Here is a 16,069-nt window from a genome sequence, read left to right as displayed (position 1 = left end):
TAAACCGGCGAAAAAGGCAAACACTTAGAGCATCACAACAGAGCGCGAGGTTTCCATGTATCAATTTTCAGGATATGAGCTGGTGGCCGACGGCGGCGGGCTTTCCGTCCGGCTGTATCTGGACCGGAGCAGGCATGAGTTCGCGTCCGACTTTTTCGGGCGGCAGCGGTGCGGCGAAAAAGACGGGGACATTAAGAGCCTCGACAAGGCCGCCCGGCGCTATATTAAAAAAAGGCTGCCGGGCATCGGGCTCCGGACGGCCTACGTCCTGTTCGGCGCGATGCTCGTGGCCGCGATCCCGCTGACCGAGTCGGCGGCGCAGCAGCCGACGGACGCGCCGCCGCGGACGTCCGTCATCGCGCCGGCGGGCGATGCGGAAGCTGAGGTGCCGGCGGAGACGACGCCGCCGTCAGGCGGGGCGGCGGAAGCGCCGGACAGCGTGCTGTTTATCGCCAACAAGACCCATCCTCTGCCGTCCGGCTTCGTCCCCAAGGAGCTGGTGACGCCGGACGTGCCGTTCAAGGGCTCCGCAGAGGTCCGCCAGCTGCGGCGGGACGCGGCCGCTGCCCTGGAGCAGATGTTTGACGCCGCCCAAAAGGACGGCATAAAGCTCTACGGCGTCTCCGGCTACCGGTCGTACGACAGGCAGCAGTCGGTTTTCGCCGCCAGTGTCAAGTCCCACGGCAGCGAGGTGGAAGCCAATCAGTTCAGCGCGAGGCCCGGGGAGAGCGAGCACCAGACGGGCCTTGCCATCGATATCACCGGCGCGGGCGTCGGCGCCCTCACGCAGGCTTTCGGCAATACGCCGGAGGGCAAATGGGTCCGGGACAACGCTGATAAGTTCGGCTTTATCCTCCGCTACCCCGAGGGGAAGGCGTCCGTCACCGGCTACGCCTACGAGCCGTGGCACATCCGGTACGTCGGCACAGCGGCGGCCGCGGAGATCACAAGCCGGAATATCACGCTGGAGGAATACGAGGGCCTGACATGACGAGAGTATCATGCCAGATTGGCAACATAAAACAAGTGTTTTCAAAGTGCAAGCGATTTTATTGAAAGTAGATTGCACACTGCAATACAATCGGCTATAATATAGCAAAGGAGGTGCTGTGTTATGGCAAGAACATCGAATGTATTTGCCCGTGTTGAGCCTGAGATCAAAGAACAGGCTGAGGCGGTACTGGATCAGCTTGGTATCCCAATGTCCAGCGCGATCGGAATTTTCCTGCGGCAGGTCGTATTGCAGCGCGGGCTTCCTTTCGATCTGAAGCTCCCGGCAAGCCAGCCGCTGTCGGCAGGGGCGCTGAGCGAAGAACAATTCAACGCGGAAATCGAAAAGGGCCTGGCGGACCTGCGTATGGGAAAGACGACGCCTGCAGAGAGCGTTGCAGACAGGATGCATAGAGATTACGGCATATGAGCGGCCATAAAGTGGTCTATTCCGAACAAGCGGAAAAAGACCTCCGTGAAATCTATGAATATATCGCGCTGACTTTGCTGGAGCCCGATATCGCGAAGGGTCAAGCAAGGCGCATTATGGACGCGGTTGTGAAATTGCATCATATGCCGCTGCGGCATCAGCTCTATGAAAAGGAACCGTGGCGCAGCAAAGGGCTGCGAGTTCTGCCTGTTGATAATTATTTGGTATTTTATCTGCCTGTTGAAAAACAGAAAACGGTTGCGGTGGTCCGTATAATGTATGGCGGCCGCAATGTCGAGGAGCAGCTGCTGAGGACCGATACGGATAAATAACCAGTATGAAAAAGACAAACCGCAGCGGCGCAAGGATTGCTTGCGCCGCTGCGGTTTCGAATATAAGCGGACAAATTCTCAGGGGCCGACGGCCTGTTTCTCGTCGCTTTGGAGGGCGGCGGGAGTGTCGGGCTCGTCGGGCTGCGCTTTGCCGGTGCGCTTGCTGGACAGGATGGTGACGAAGAGGATAAGAAGCAGCAGGAGGCCCTCGACGGATTGGGAGTACTGGGTCTCCGACAGGCCGATGAGCGCCAGACCGTTGACGATCATGGTGATGGAGAACGAGCCCAGCAGGACCTTATAGAGCTTGGCCGAGGTGCCGCCGGTGACGAGCACGCCGCCCAGGAAGATGGCCATGGCCACCTTCATCTCGAAGAAGACGCCCATCTGCTGGCTCGTGCCGCCCACCGAGGTGAGCGAAAAGATGGCGGCGAATCCGGCCATCAGCCCGCAGAGCCCGAAGGCGACGATTTTCATGAGCGTCACGGGGACGCCGACGAAGCTGGCCGTCGTCTCGTTCTCGCCGATGGCCTTGCTGTACTTTCCGACCTTTGTAAACTCGAAAACGTACGCCATGATGACCACGATGACGATGAAGGCCGGATACTTGATATACGGCTGGTTCAGCACCAGCATGGACTCGGGGACCTGCTGCGTGGCGATAAACGACTGGATGTAGTTGACGATGCCGCGCACGCCGATGAGCATGGCGATGGTGAGCATGAAGGACGGGACCTTGAACCGGCTGACAATCACGCCGTTGAACACGCCGACGATCAGCGCCACGATGAGCGCCACGGGGATCAGCAGTATCCCGCCGCCGGCGTTGGCCGCCCAGGTGGCCACAACGCCCGACAGGGCCAGGTTCACGCCCACCGAGAGATCGATGCTGCCCTGCGCCACGACGAAGAGGGCGCCGCAGCCGACGACGATGGTCATGACGGACTGGTCCAGGATGGAGCCCAGATTCATGGGCGAGAGCATCCGGCCGCCGCTGGCGATCTCAAAGAACGCAAAGATGACGATGAACGCCGCGAAGGGGACGATATCCTGCAAACTGATTTTTTTTCTTTTCATCAGATCATCACTCCTATGACGGATTGCTCCGTAAAGTCCTCGTCCCGCCGGATCGTCCCGGTGACGCGGCCGTCCTTCATCACGATCAGCCGGTCGGCCATGCCGAGCACCTCCGTCAGCTCGTCGGAAATGAGGATGGTGGCGATCCCCTTGGCCTTCGTTTCCTTCATCAGCGCGTAGATATACGCCTTGACGCCCACGTCGACGCCGCGGGTGGGGCAATCCAGAACGAGCAGCCTCAAGTCCTTGGCCAGCCACCGGCCCAGGTTGACCTTCTGCTTGTTGCCGCCGGAGAGCGCGTCCATGGCCTGGTAGATATCCGTGCACTTGACCGACAGCTTTTTCGTCATATCCGCGGCCAGCTGCTTCAGCTTCTTGGGCGAGAGATAGCCGGCGCCGCCCTGCAGCTCCGTGAGGGAGGGCAGCGTGAAGTTGTCAAAGATGCTGGCGTGGATCATCAGCGCCTCGTTGTCCCTGTCCTTGGGCACGTAGGCCATGTTGCTCCGGAGGGCCCCGGTGGATTTTTTGATGTCGACCCCCTCCGCCGCCAGGCGGACAGCGCCGCGGGAGGGCTTCAAAAGCCCGAATACGGCCTTGCCCACCGAGTGGATACCGGAGTCGGAGAGGCCGCAGAAGCCGAGAATTTCGCCCTCGTGGACGTCGAAGGACACGTCCTCGATTTCGCCGGGAACCGTCAGATCGCTGACGCTCAGGACGACGTCGTCCTTGTAGTCCGGCTTCATGTCGGCGCGGTAGTAGTCGCCGCTGATCTCGCGCCCGACCATCATCCGCTTGATCTCCTCCGGCGTCGTCCCGGCCGAGGCCACGTCACCGACGACCTCGCCGTCCCGCAGGACGGTGATCGAGTCGGTGATGCGGATGAGCTCCTCCACATCGTGGGTGATGACGATGACGGAGCGGCCCATGGACTTGAGCTTTTTGATCAGCTCGTAAAGCTTCGTCCTGTTGTTCATGGACAGGGACTGGGTGATCTCGTCCAGCAGCAAAAGCTGCGGGTCCACGGACAGGGCCCGCGCCAGCTCGATCATTTTCCGCGTCTCGATCATCATGCCGTCCGTCAGCTTGTTCAGCGGCACCTTGGGCAGGTTCCATTTTTCAAACTGCTCGGCGGCGGCCTTATTGAGCGCCTTCAGGCTGACGACGCCGTTTTTCGTGAACTGGCCCGTCCTGCCCAGAAAGACGTTGACGCCCGCCGGCAGGCTGCCGACGACGCCCAGCTCCTGCATGACCATGGAGATCCCGCGGCAGTTGGCGTCCGTGGGGCTGCGGGGGCAGTAATCCCGGCCGTCCAGCAGCATTTCGCCGGAGTCTCTCGGGTACAGGCCGGCGATCTGGGAAATGAGGGTGGACTTGCCGGAGCCGTTTTCGCCGATGAGCCCCTTGATTTCGCCTTTTTTCACGCTGAAGCTGATGTTCCTGTTGGCGTGGGTCGGGCCGAAATATTTGTTGAGGTTTTTGATCTCAAGAATTGTTTCCGCGTTCATTTCACGACCCCCTTGACGCCTCTCTGGCCGAAGATGCCGAACACGATCATGAAGGCGCCGAGAAACGCCTCCTGCAGCGTGCCGGACGGTATGCCCAGTATTGTCAGCAGATTGAAAACGCCGTAAATGACGACGGCGCAGATCGGCACCGCGACGATGATATTGAGCCTTTTCTGCAGCACCTGCGCCAGCAGGACGATCGCCAGCGGCTGGAAGACCATATAGATGCTTGTGAGGCCCGTCTTCACCGTCGTGCGCCCGGCGAAGCTCTGCTGCACGACGGCGGCGAGCCCGATAAATAATCCGGCGATCACGCCGACCCACAGGAGCGTTTTCAGGATATTGATGCCCAGCGCCTTGGCCACGTCCTTGTTGCCGCCCAGCGCCCGGATGTTCAGGCCCACGGTGGTCCTGTTGTAAATGATGTATGCCACGATAAATCCCACGGCGACGAGGACGAGGCTCCACGGCATCTTGCCAAGAAGCCGGAGGCCCTTGTCCATATCCGTATAAATGAGCGACGAGGTCGTTTTATTGACCTTGAGGGCGACAGCCAGGGCCTCGTAGACCATCGCCAGGCTGATGCCGGCGATCCACGACGGTATTTTCGTAAAGGCAAAAACGTTGAAGTTGATAAACGTCAGCAGCGCTCCGACGATCAGGCCCCCGAGTATGACGCCCGGAAATCCCAGCCAGTTGCCGAAGAGCGTGGTCGAGAAAGAGCCGAGCACGAGGATCGCGCCGATGGACAGGTCCGTATATCCGCAGGCAAACAGGAAGCAGAGCCCCCAGGCCACGAATATGGGCCAGATCGTATGCGAAATGATAACGCCGATATTTGCCGGGTCGAGGAATTTGTTATCCCCCACGATAAAATTGAAGATGACTGCAACAACGACGATCGCCGCGATCAGAATTGCGGCAAAGACGACCGGATTATGATGCTTTTCCTTTGCCGGGTCCTTTGTTGGTTGTAATGTTTGCATGAAGCTTTACCCCTATTCCTGCTGATATGGAGCATGTCGGTATCCGGAACAGCCTGCCTAAAAGGCAGGCTGTTCGGCCGGTTTCCGGTTTATACAGATGCGTTTCAGCCGACTGTCGGCAGGTTGTGCGCCGTCAGGAGCGCGTTGAGCGTCAGGCCGCTGTCCAGCAGATCGACATATGTCTGATAGGTGACGCTGGAGTTGTATCTCCAGCAGAGGTTCTTCAGCATATCGTCGGTGATGGGGTTAACGCCGTCGGTGGTGAAAATAGACATGTACGCGTCAATGTTCGCGCTGTCGACCTTAAAGCAATTGTTGCGCAGCTCCGGGGCTTTGCCGTTCTGGTCCTTGATGGGGTGGCCGTCCAGGTAATTCAAAAGGAGCGTCGGGGCGATATAGGAGGCCAGGAAGAGGCCGTCCGCGCCCGCCTTGACGGTGCCGTCCTTGATGTAGCCGGCAGAGTGCTTGTCGACGCCGGACAGATAGATGTTCACCTTGCCCGTCAGGCCAAGGTTGTCCAGCGCGGAAACGGCGCCGGGGACATAGTCGCCGACCATCGCGTACACGGCCTGTACGTCCTTGTTGGCCGAGAGCATATCCTCGGCCTTCGCCGGGGCTTCGGAGGCGTCGGTGCAGCGGGCGTTCGCCAGAACGGTGCCGCCTTTGGCCGTGAATTCTTCCGTAAAGCCCTGCAGCCGCAGGTCCTGCGTGGTGTCGCCGATGTTGCCGCCGAGAATGACGGCCGTTTTGCAGCCGTCGGCGATGGCGATGTCGGCGACGGTTTTGCCGTCCTCAACGAGATCGTTGGCGATGCTGCCGACGTAGTAGGGGTTGCTGTCGGCAAGCTTTGCGCGGTCGGCGTCGCTGCCGACGAAGGTGTTGATGACGAAAGGAACCTTTGCGTTCTGGGCCGTCTGGGCCATCTGCAGCAGATTCGTCACGCCCGCGGCCTGAAGGTCGAGGCCGTTGACGCCCGCCGAGCAGAAGTTCTGAACGTTTGCCGATTCCTTATCGGGGGTAAAGTCGTCGCTGGCTCTCATGGTCGTGCTGCCGAGCACCTTGAAGACATACTCGCCGTTATCGCCGAACTGGTCCAGGACAGGAACGCCCGAGCCCCATGTGTTGATGCCGATTTTATACGATGTGGTGACGGATGCCGGCGGCGCGGACGATGAGGCGGAGGCATCCGCGGAAGCCGACGCGCTGGGGGAAGCGCTCGGGGTTGTCGTCGCCGTCGAGCCGCAGGCCGAAACGACGACGGAGAAGCTCAGGATGATCGCGAAAATGGGTGCAATTTTCCTTGTTAAACCTCTGAACATTTCTACTTTCCTCCATTTTTAACTTGCTGCAACTAAAATTAAATTGAACAATGTCTGTTTCCCGTTACCACCTCCATAGAGAGCACATATGAAAACCTCCGGGCCGGCTTCCGGACCGGGAGAATCATTGCGGGGTCTAAACAAGCGATTTTGCGAACAAATAAAACGGTAAAAAAAGGCGCTTCTTCTTAATGCAGAGGGTGTTTTATAAGAAATATATAATTATTGGATGGATTGCCTGCTCATTTATGGTACATCACACAGTCCTGATAGGCAAGAATTTCCGCTAATTTAAAAACATAATTTATTGACCTTTGGTTATTTTTGATGACTACGTTAAAATTATAACATAGATCGGAAACATGGTAAAGATGTTGTTTTTTTGACGTAAAAAGTCACATTCCGCCTGGGAATGTGACTTTTCGTATTTTGGGGTAACGGCTGCTCTTGTACCGGGGCGGTGTCAGGCCAGCCGCGAAAGCTCGCCGTTGACCTGGGCGGCGATGCCGGTGAGGGTTTCCGTGATTTTTTTGCGGGCCGCCTCATCCATGCGGATCGTCGGCCCCGAGACGCTGATGGCGCCGATGGGGTCGCCCTTTTTGTAGTACAGGGGCGCGGCGATACAAATGACGCCCTGCTCGTATTCCTCAAAATCGTAGGCGACGCCGGCGTTCAGTATCCTGTCCATTTCGGCAAGCAGGGCGGGCCTGTCCGTAAGCGTCCTGTCCGTGTAGGGCGTCATGACGACGCGGCCCAGCAGCGCCTCGGCCTTGGCCCGGTCCATAAACGCCAGGATCGACTTGCCGATGGCGGTGCAGTAGACGGGCAGGCGCGCGCCCACGCTGGTGCTGATACGGATCGAATGGGAGCTCTCCTTCTTGGCGATATAGACGATCTCCGTCTTGTCCAGAACGGCCAGATTTACCGTCTCGCCGGTGAAATCCAGCAGAGAATTGAGATACGGCTCGCAGATCTCACTGAGCCCGTGCCGGGCCTGGACCGCTAGCGAAAAAAGCTCCAGGCCCAGGCGGAGCCGCCCCGTTTTCTCGTTTTGCTCGAGGAAGCCCTCCGCCTTAAGGGTATTGACGATGCCGGCCGTGGTGGACTTGTGTAGGCCGACCATGCGGCTGAGCTCGGCCAGGCCGAGCTCCGGATTACCGGTAAAGCATTTTAAAATAGCGACCGCTCTCGAGACAGACTGAATCAAGGGCTGCTGTCTGGCGCTGTCTTCTGACATATGATCCGCTTCCTTTCGACACATTTTACCATATGGGGTTTTTCCGCGCAATAACCTGTGCCTGGCGCCTGCCGGCAGCCGCCCAAACGGGTGCCGAAAAACAAAGAAATAGGGTCGACATCGGCCGTTTGGGCACATATTACTAAAAAACAATATATTTTACAGAAAAAAGTCACAATGATATTCTGATATTAATGAAACAAACTGTGAAAATTGTGTAATCTGCGAATAGCTTTTTTCCCCAGACCCTGCTAAACTGATTCTCGTGATGTACGACATTATAGCACGATAGACTATAATGTCAAACGTTTTCGAGGAGGGCTTTTTATGAAAAAGACGATTTTGGATTTAAACAGAATGGCTGCGGCGGGGGAAAGGATTACATATCTGACCGCTTACGATTACCTGACCGCCAAGTATCAGGAGCGCGCCGGCGTCGAGATGATCCTTGTCGGAGACTCCATGGGGATGGTCACGCAGGGCTATGAAACAACATTTCCGGTGACGATGGACGATATGATCAGCGCCAGCCGCGCGGTGCGGCGCGGCGCGCCCGGCACCTTCGTGGTCGGGGATATGCCGTACATGTCCTATCAGGTCTCCGACGAGCAGGCCGTGGAGAATGCGGGCCGGTTCGTCAAGGAGGCAGGGTGCGACGCCGTCAAGCTGGAGGGGTGCACGCCATCGATCGTACAGCGGGTCCGGGCCATCGCCGAAGCGGGCATCCTGGTGTCGGGCCATATCGGACTGACGCCGCAGTTCGCCGGGCAGCTGGGCGGGTACAAGGCGCAGGGCCGGACGGCGGAGAACGCCCTCAAGCTGCTGGATCAGGCGCAGGCGCTGGAAAAAGCGGGCGCGGCGATGATCCTTGTGGAGGGCGTGCCGGCTATTGTGGGCAAGGCCATCACAGAGCGGGCGGGCATTCCCATCCTGGGCATCGGCGCCGGCTCCTACACCCACGGCCAGCTGCTCATTTACGCGGACATGGTGGGCATGTACGACAACTTCACGCCGAAATTTGTCCGGAAATACGCGGACGTGGGGGCCGAGCTGCTCCGGGGCTTTACCGAATACTGCAAGGACGTCAAGGAAGGCCGGTTCCCGGACGACCGGGAGCATTCCTACAAAATTTCCGGCGACGAGGCCGCAAAGCTCGACGAGCTGCTGAAGAAATAGCGCCGGCGAAAGGGGGAACGGACTGTGAAGATAACGGATTACAAAACGTATGCCGTCAACGCGGCGTACCGCAATCTGATTTTTGTTAAGGTGTTTACCGACGAGGGGCCCTACGGTGTCGGCGAGGCGACGATCGAATGGAAGACGAACGCCACCCTCGGCGCGTTTGAGGATTTGCGGCCTTATGTCATCGGCAAGGACCCGCGGAGGATCGAGTGGTTTTTCTTCGACTGCTTCCGCCAGTCCTACTGGCACACGGACCCCTGCACGCTCTCGGCCATCGCGGCGCTGGAGATAGCCTGCGTCGATATCACGGGGAAGCTGTACAACATGCCGGCCTACCAGCTTTTCGGCGGCAAGGTCCACGACAGGATCAAAATCTATGTCAACGGCTGGAGCCGGGACGCCAGGACGCCCGAGGAATTCGCCGCCCACGCCAGGGAAGCTGTCCAAAAGGGCGCCAAGGCGCTGAAGTGGGACTTCTTCGGCAAGAGCTACCTGAACATCACCCACGAGGCCATGGACCGGGCAGTGCGCACCATGGCGGCGGTCCGGGAGGCGGTGGGGCCGGAGGTCGACCTTTTAGTGGAAGCCCACGGGCGGTTCAATTTACATACGGCCCTCAAGGTGGCGAAAGAGCTGGCCCCGTATAAGCCGTTTTTCATGGAGGAGCCCGTCCTCACGGATATCGTGGAGGACACGGCGGAGTTCCACAAATACAGCCCCGTGCCGGTGGCGGCGGGCGAGCGGCTTTTCGGCAAAACGGTATTCCGGGAGCTCATTCATAAAAACGGCGCCGATTATGTCCAGCCGGACCTTTTGCACTGCGGCGGGATGAACGAGCTCAAGAAAATCGGCGTCATGGCGGAGGTGCAGAACATTCAGCTCGCGCCGCACAACCCCAATGGGCCCGTTGCGACAGCGGCGACGCTGCACGTCTGTGCGACGCTGCCGAACTTCGAGTTCCTTGAAATGATGAACGACGCGCCGTACCGCGGCCAGATATCCACCGAGAACCTGACGGTGGAGGACGGTTATATCATCGTGCCGGATACGCCGGGGCTCGGCATCGACATCATCCCCGAGGAGTGCGATAAGTATCCGCAAAAGGTGACGCCGCAGATCATCTTCAGCGGCGCTTTTTGAGGTGACGATGCTGTGAGATATCCAAGGCCCGCATACGGGGACAGCGCCGTGAAGACGGAAAAGGTGCCCGTCCTGTACGGCAGCGGCGCCGTCGAGGTGCCGAAATTTGACACGCCGATTTCGCCGAGAGAAAACTTCCGCCGCGCGGCGGCGCGGCAGGCACCGCTCTGGGTGCCCAATTCTCTGACGGATTTCCAGAATCTGATGACGCTGGATGTGGTGGCCGGCGACGTGCGCGGGATGCAGATGCACACCGATTTCCGCCGGAACGCCAGGGAAGACTACGTGTTCATCGATTGGTTCAAAAACTCCTGGACCTGGGTCTGCTCAGCGGGCGGCGCCATGCTCACGCCGGGGACGCGGCTTTTGGACGACATTACCGAATGGGAGCGCGCCGTCCAATGGCCGGATTTGTCCGAATGGGATTTCAAAACGCCGGCCGAAAGGTTCATGAAAAACGACGACGATCCGGCCAAGGCTTTGCACTACGACATCGGCCGGGGCGCCACGGAGCGGCTGATTGCCGTTCTGGGAGGCTACACGGAGGGAATGCTGGCGCTGGCCATGGAGCCGGAGGCCGTCAGGGACTTTCTGGAGCGCTTTGCCGACTTTGAGATCGAATTGTTTGAGCTCCTGTACGGGCTGTACCCTCTGGACATGGTGACGTATCACGATGACTGGGGGACGGAGCGCGACACGTTTTTCTCGGAAAAAATGCTGGAGGAGATCGTGTTTCCGCCCACGAAGCGGATCATCGACCATATAAGGTCCAGGGGCGTGGCCTTCGAGCTGCACAGCTGCGGCAACATCACGCGGTTTCTCCCTTATATGGTGGCGCTGCAGGCCGACTTCCTGCAGATCCAGCGCCGGGCCGTCGACATCCCCGCCATGAAGGAGAAGTACGGGGAGAGCATCGGCTTTAACACCGGGATCGAGGGGATGGCGCCCGGCGCTGCCTATACCGCCGGGGAGATTGCGCGCATGGTCAAAAACACGGTGGACCTTTACGGAAAACACGGCGGCTTTTACGCAACGGTCAGCCCTCAGGAGCCCATGCAGCTGTGGGAGACGCTCGCGGAGCTTTACGCCTGCAGCCGGGAATATTACGAGGCCCAGCAAAACAAGAGCACAGTTTTCAGTATGGAGGAAAAATGAGTTAGGAGGAAAATTAATGAAAAAGGCAATTGCTATCGTCTTCGCGCTGGTCTTAGTCTTTTCCCTGTTTGCCTGCGGCACAGCGGCAAACACGGCGACTCAGAGCGGAAGCCCCGCCGCGCCGCCCCCGTCGGGCGCATCGCCGGCCTCGCCGGGCGAAACGTCCGACGCGCCCTCCACCGCCCCCGCCGCCCCCGTCGATCCGCTCAATACGGATACGGCGGGAAAACCGACCGGCGGCATCATGCGCATCGTCTGCACGGCGGAAGGCGCCAACCCCATCGGCGTGCCCTGGCTTGTCTTCGGCGTCGATACGGCGCTGCTGATCCCCGTCTGCGAAACGCTGGTATTCGAAAGAACAAACGGCGACATCGTGCCTTTCCTCGCTTCTTCCTACAAAATTGACCTGGACAACAAGCAGGTCGTCCTCGACCTGCGCCAGGGCATCAAATTCACCGACGGCTCTGACTTCAACGCCGACGCCGTGGTCTGGAACCTGTTAAACGATAAGAAGGCCAATTACCTGAGCACCGCCGTGACGGACGTCGTCAAGCTCGGCGACTATCAGGTGGGGCTCAAATTCGAGAAATACGCCAACGACATCCTGTCGGCGCTGGCGTCCCACTCCAACGCCGTGATCTCCAAGGCGTCCTATGAGAAAAACGGCGAGGAATGGGCCAAGGAAAATCCTGTCGGTACGGGCCCGTTCATGCTCAAGAGCTATACCCACGGCGCGTCCATATCCTATACGAAAAATTCGGACTACTGGCAGAAGGGCAAGCCGTATCTGGACGGCATCGAGTATGAGTTCATCCGCGACGTCATGACTCAGAACGTGGCCATGCAATCCTCCGGCGAGCAGAGCATCGACGTCCTCGACACGACCAACGGCGAGCAGGTCGCCACGCTCAAGCAGATGGGCTTTAATGTGAACCTCATGCCCATCGGGCCGATCTCTCTCGTTCCCAGCAGCCTGGATCAGAGCTCTCCGCTGAGCAAAAAAGAGGTTCGAGAGGCCATTTCCTACTGTCTGGACCGTCAGTCCATCGTCGACGCCAGGGGCTTCGACGTTCTGACGCCCGCCTATCAGTTCATCGGCCCGGCCTGGAACGGCCATCTGCCGGACTCCTACAACCTGTCGTACAACCTGGATAAGGCCAAGGAGCTCATGAAGCAGGCCGGCTATCCCGACGGGTTTACAACGACGCTGTACGCGCAGCCGGCCCTGGCGGATAAGGACGCCGCGGTCGCCATCCAGAGCATGCTCGGCCAGATCGGCATCAAGGCGGAGCTGCAGTTCCCGGACAGCGGGGGCTATTCGGCCATCCGCAAAAACGGCTGGGACGGCCTTTTGATCCAGCACACCAGGTCTCTGACGCAGATCGTCAGCTCCTTCAACTTCTATTTCGGAAAAACACAGATGCTGCTGTCCAGCCTGTGGTATCCCGATAACATGGAAGCGGCGATCCAGGAGGCCATGACAACCCCCGACAACAAGACGCAGCTGGAAACGCTGTCCAAGATGATCTACGACAACATGCTGATCGTCCCCGTCTACAACCTGGTGGACTGCTGGATCGCCAAGGCGAATATCCAGGGCGCCGATTTCACCAATTGGGGCTCCAGCACCATGTATCTGGCGGCGGACGCCTACATGACGAAATAGCGGTACATATTTCAAACGGCCGAGGGGAAGCCGTCCGGCTTTCCGGCGTCTTCCCCCGGCCGCCTTTGGGCAGAAGGAGAATACGATGCTGAGTTATATTCTTCGGCGCTTGCTGCACGCAATCGTCATTATTGTTTTAGTGAGCTTCTCTGTTTTCGTCATGGTCAGGGCGCTCCCCGGCGACCCCATCGAGATGCTGGTCACGCAGAACGTGATGGTAACGCTGACGCCGGCGGACATTCAGGAAATGCGGCATGAAAAGGGCCTGGACCGCCCGGTGCTGGTCCAGTACGCCGATTGGCTGAGCAAGGTGGTCCAGGGAAATTTCGGCCTGTCCATCATGCACAACTACGATATCGGCAAGGAGCTTGCCAGCAGGGTGACGGTGTCGCTCCTGCTGGGGCTGACGGCCTTTGTCATCAGCCTGCTCGTGGGACCTCTGCTGGGCGTGATCAGCGCGATACGGCGGGGAAAGTTTATCGACAATCTTGTCGCGGTGCTTGCGAATATCGGTATCACGGCGCCGCAGTTCTGGGTGGGTATTCTGTTCATCTTTTTGTTTGGGTTGAAGCTGAAGTGGCTCCCCAGCTACGGGTATACGCTGCCGTGGGACAATTTCGGCATGAGTGTCAGGCAGAGCATCATGCCCGTTGTCGTCATTGCGCTGGGGCCGATCGCTTCTTCGGCCCGGCAGATGCGCTCCAGCGTCCTGGAGACGCTGGGCGAGGACTACATACGCACCGCCTGGGCCAAGGGTCTCAATGAGAAAAAGGTCATCCTGCGGCACGTGATAAAAAACTCGCTCATGCCGGTCATCACGCTGCAGGGCACCATGCTGCGGCTTATCGTCGGCAGTGCCGTCGTTGTTGAGACCGTTTTTGTCATTCCGGGCATGGGCAAGCTGATGGTCGATTCGATGCTGGCCAACGACTATCCCGTCGTCCAGGCGGTGACCCTGGTGATGACGCTGATCGTTGTCTTTTCCAGTCTGATCGTCGATTTGCTGTATGGCTGGATCGACCCGCGTATTCAATATGAATAGGGGGCCGGAGAATGAATATTGAACTTGAGAAGACGCCAGCCGCTGTGCCGGCGGAAAGCCAGAGTGAAGAACTTGACGTCGTCAGGGAAGAGCTGCTTCCTCCGGTCAACGAATTTAAAAGATTTGTCAAGGTCTTTTTCAAGCGAAAGGTCGTTTTTGTCGGTTTTGTTTTGGTTGTTCTGATGCTTCTCATGGCGGTCTTCGCGGGCGTCATCGCGCCATATGGGCCGTATGACCAGGACCTGCACAACGTCCTGGCCGCGCCGGGCGGCGCGCATCTGCTGGGCACGGACGCCTTGGGGCGCGACCTGCTGAGCCGGATCATCTACGGCTCTCGCGTGGCGCTCTCCGTCGGCATATTTACGGTCCTCGTGTCGGCGGCCGTCGGTACGCTCATCGGACTGATCGCCGGCTACGCCGAGGGTGCCGCCCAGGTGATCATCATGCGCCTGACAGACGCGATGATGTCCATCCCGAACCTGGTTTTCTCTATCATTATCGTGAGTCTGTTGAGGGCCGGTGTCCCCGGTGTGGTGCTGGCCATTGCTTTCACGCTGCTGCCGGGGTATATCCGCCTTGTCAACGGGCAGGTGATGTCCGTCAAGCAGAACGATTACGTCATGGCCGAGCGGTCCATGGGGACAAGGAAGGCCCGGATTTTATTCCGGCACATCCTGCCCAACTGCCTGTCGCCGCTCATCGTCCAGATGACGATGATGATGGGCGTGGCGATCCTGCAGGAGGCGTCCCTGAGCTTTTTGGGGCTCGGCATCCTGCCGCCGACGGCGGCCTGGGGCAGCCTGTGCTACGACGGGTACAAATATCTGATGATGCGGCCGCTCTTGTCCATCGCGCCGGGGCTTGCCATCATGATACTCGTCTTCGCTTTCAACATGGTCGGCGACGGCCTGCGCGATGCGCTGGACCCGAAGCTGCGCGGCACGTCATCCAACTGACGGGAGGGATACGTATGGGAAGACTGTTAACCGTCAGCGGGCTGACGACGGAGTTCAGGACGGAGCGCGGCATCGTCAAGGCCGTCAACAACGTGTCCTATCACGTGGACGAGGGCGAGATCATCGGCCTGGTGGGCGAGAGCGGCTGCGGGAAGTCCGTCAGCCAGCTGTCCGTCATGCAGCTCGTTCCGAACCCGCCGGGGAAGATCGTGGCCGGCTCGGCCGAGTTCGAGGGCGAGGATATCTTAAAGCACGCCAGGAACAGCCGGGAGATGTGCGCCATCCGCGGCGGAAAGATCTCCATGGTGTTCCAGGAGCCGATGACGTCCTTGAATCCGGCCATGACGATCGGCCGGCAGATGTCCGAGGTGATGATCGAGCACCTCGGTATCGACAGGAAGGAGGCGCGCGAGCGCAGCATCGATATGCTGCGGCAGGTGGGCATCCCCGATCCGTCAAAGCGGATCGACGATTATCCGCACCAGCTCTCGGGCGGCATGCGCCAGCGCGTCATGGTGGGCATGGCGATGCTGTGCCATCCGAAGCTGATCATCGCCGACGAGGCCACCACGGCCCTGGACGCGACGATCCAGGCACAGCTGCTGGAGCTCCTTTACGAGATGGTGAACAAATACCACACGGCGCTGGTCATGGTGACGCACAACCTGGGCATCGTGGCGCGGTATGCCCACCGCATCAACGTCATGTACGCCGGCCGGATCGTGGAGTCCGGCACGGTGCGGGAGATCTGGGCCAACCCGCTGCATCCGTACACGGAGGGGCTTTTGAGCTGCGTGCCGAAGCTGGGAGAGCGGCTCGTGCCCATCAAGGGCATGCCGCCGTCGCTCATCAACCGCCCGGCCACGTGCCCGTTCCTGCCCAGATGCCGCCGCCGGACAAAGAGGTGCTTTACGGCGCCGGCGCATGAGCTTGAGCACGTGGAGGGGGAGCACTATGTGACGTGTCCGTCAAAGCTGGGAGGTGGGGAGAGATGAGCCCGGTGGAAAAAGGCAATATAGTGGACGTCGCTAACCTTCGGATGTATTTCCCGG

15 protein-coding genes are annotated in these 16,069 nt (G+C 59.2%); 10 read left to right on the top strand and 5 right to left on the bottom strand.

The genetic code is table 11. The annotated features are described in order from the left end of the window. The first annotated feature begins 55 nt into the window (after positions 1 to 55). From BUB60_RS14970 to BUB60_RS14960, 3 genes are all read left to right on the top strand, one after another. Entirely contained in the window at positions 56 to 991 is a 936-nt protein-coding gene (locus BUB60_RS14970; protein ID WP_200796642.1) for a M15 family metallopeptidase, read from the top strand. A gap of 123 nt (positions 992 to 1,114) precedes the next feature. After that, a complete protein-coding gene (locus BUB60_RS14965) occupies positions 1,115 to 1,420 on the top strand; it encodes a type II toxin-antitoxin system RelB/DinJ family antitoxin (protein ID WP_073080682.1) in 306 nt (101 codons plus the stop codon). Then, positions 1,417 to 1,752, top strand: a complete 336-nt coding sequence (locus BUB60_RS14960) for a type II toxin-antitoxin system RelE/ParE family toxin (RefSeq protein WP_073080680.1) — start codon at positions 1,417 to 1,419, stop codon at positions 1,750 to 1,752. Before BUB60_RS14965 ends, BUB60_RS14960 begins: the two co-directional genes overlap by 4 nt. A 78-nt stretch (positions 1,753 to 1,830) precedes the next feature. Here the strand turns inward: BUB60_RS14960 and BUB60_RS14955 are convergent, their stop codons facing one another. From BUB60_RS14955 to BUB60_RS14935, 5 genes are all read right to left on the bottom strand, one after another. Beyond that, on the bottom strand, positions 1,831 to 2,829 hold the full coding sequence (locus BUB60_RS14955) for an ABC transporter permease (RefSeq protein ID WP_073080678.1): 999 nt from the start codon (positions 2,827 to 2,829) through the stop codon (positions 1,831 to 1,833). After that, entirely contained in the window at positions 2,829 to 4,334 is a 1,506-nt protein-coding gene (locus tag BUB60_RS14950; protein WP_073080677.1) for a sugar ABC transporter ATP-binding protein, read from the bottom strand. The genes BUB60_RS14955 and BUB60_RS14950 overlap by 1 nt, the downstream gene beginning before the upstream one ends. Next, positions 4,331 to 5,320 (bottom strand): ABC transporter permease, encoded by a 990-nt coding sequence (locus BUB60_RS14945; RefSeq protein ID WP_073080675.1) that lies wholly within the window; start codon positions 5,318 to 5,320, stop codon positions 4,331 to 4,333. Before BUB60_RS14945 ends, BUB60_RS14950 begins: the two co-directional genes overlap by 4 nt. A gap of 104 nt (positions 5,321 to 5,424) precedes the next feature. Further along, positions 5,425 to 6,639 (bottom strand): sugar ABC transporter substrate-binding protein, encoded by a 1,215-nt coding sequence (locus BUB60_RS14940; protein ID WP_073080673.1) that lies wholly within the window; start codon positions 6,637 to 6,639, stop codon positions 5,425 to 5,427. A gap of 463 nt (positions 6,640 to 7,102) precedes the next feature. Beyond that, on the bottom strand, positions 7,103 to 7,876 hold the full coding sequence (locus BUB60_RS14935) for an IclR family transcriptional regulator (protein ID WP_073080671.1): 774 nt from the start codon (positions 7,874 to 7,876) through the stop codon (positions 7,103 to 7,105). 327 nt (positions 7,877 to 8,203) lie between these two features. Between BUB60_RS14935 and panB the strand changes: the two genes are divergently transcribed. The 7 genes from panB (at position 8,204) to BUB60_RS14900 (ending at position 16,012) form a co-directional block, all read left to right on the top strand. Continuing rightward, the gene (panB, locus tag BUB60_RS14930) at positions 8,204 to 9,052 is read left to right on the top strand and encodes a 3-methyl-2-oxobutanoate hydroxymethyltransferase (protein WP_073080669.1); all 849 of its coding nucleotides are present in this window, start codon (positions 8,204 to 8,206) and stop codon (positions 9,050 to 9,052) included. Positions 9,053 to 9,076: 24 nt separating this feature from the next. Continuing rightward, positions 9,077 to 10,198, top strand: coding sequence for a mandelate racemase/muconate lactonizing enzyme family protein (locus BUB60_RS14925; protein WP_073080666.1), 1,122 nt, complete (start codon positions 9,077 to 9,079; stop codon positions 10,196 to 10,198). 12 nt (positions 10,199 to 10,210) lie between these two features. Beyond that, complete coding sequence (locus BUB60_RS14920) at positions 10,211 to 11,353, top strand: uroporphyrinogen decarboxylase family protein (RefSeq protein ID WP_143162377.1); 1,143 nt, start codon at positions 10,211 to 10,213, stop codon at positions 11,351 to 11,353. A 16-nt stretch (positions 11,354 to 11,369) separates the two neighbouring features. Continuing rightward, positions 11,370 to 13,019 carry an ABC transporter substrate-binding protein gene (locus BUB60_RS14915; protein ID WP_073080662.1) on the top strand — a complete coding sequence of 550 codons (1,650 nt, stop codon included), beginning with the start codon at positions 11,370 to 11,372 and terminating at the stop codon, positions 13,017 to 13,019. A gap of 85 nt (positions 13,020 to 13,104) precedes the next feature. Next, the gene (locus tag BUB60_RS14910; protein WP_073080659.1) at positions 13,105 to 14,061 is read left to right on the top strand and encodes an ABC transporter permease; all 957 of its coding nucleotides are present in this window, start codon (positions 13,105 to 13,107) and stop codon (positions 14,059 to 14,061) included. Positions 14,062 to 14,072: 11 nt separating this feature from the next. Next, positions 14,073 to 15,017 (top strand): ABC transporter permease, encoded by a 945-nt coding sequence (locus BUB60_RS14905; protein WP_084726530.1) that lies wholly within the window; start codon positions 14,073 to 14,075, stop codon positions 15,015 to 15,017. A 14-nt stretch (positions 15,018 to 15,031) separates the two neighbouring features. Continuing rightward, a complete protein-coding gene (locus BUB60_RS14900; protein ID WP_073080657.1) occupies positions 15,032 to 16,012 on the top strand; it encodes an ABC transporter ATP-binding protein in 981 nt (326 codons plus the stop codon). Positions 16,013 to 16,069 lie beyond the last annotated feature (57 nt).

The organism is Sporobacter termitidis DSM 10068 (assembly GCF_900130065.1).
In the GTDB taxonomy this organism is placed as follows: domain Bacteria; phylum Bacillota; class Clostridia; order Oscillospirales; family Oscillospiraceae; genus Sporobacter; species Sporobacter termitidis.
This window is presented reverse-complemented; position numbering and strand designations above follow the sequence as displayed.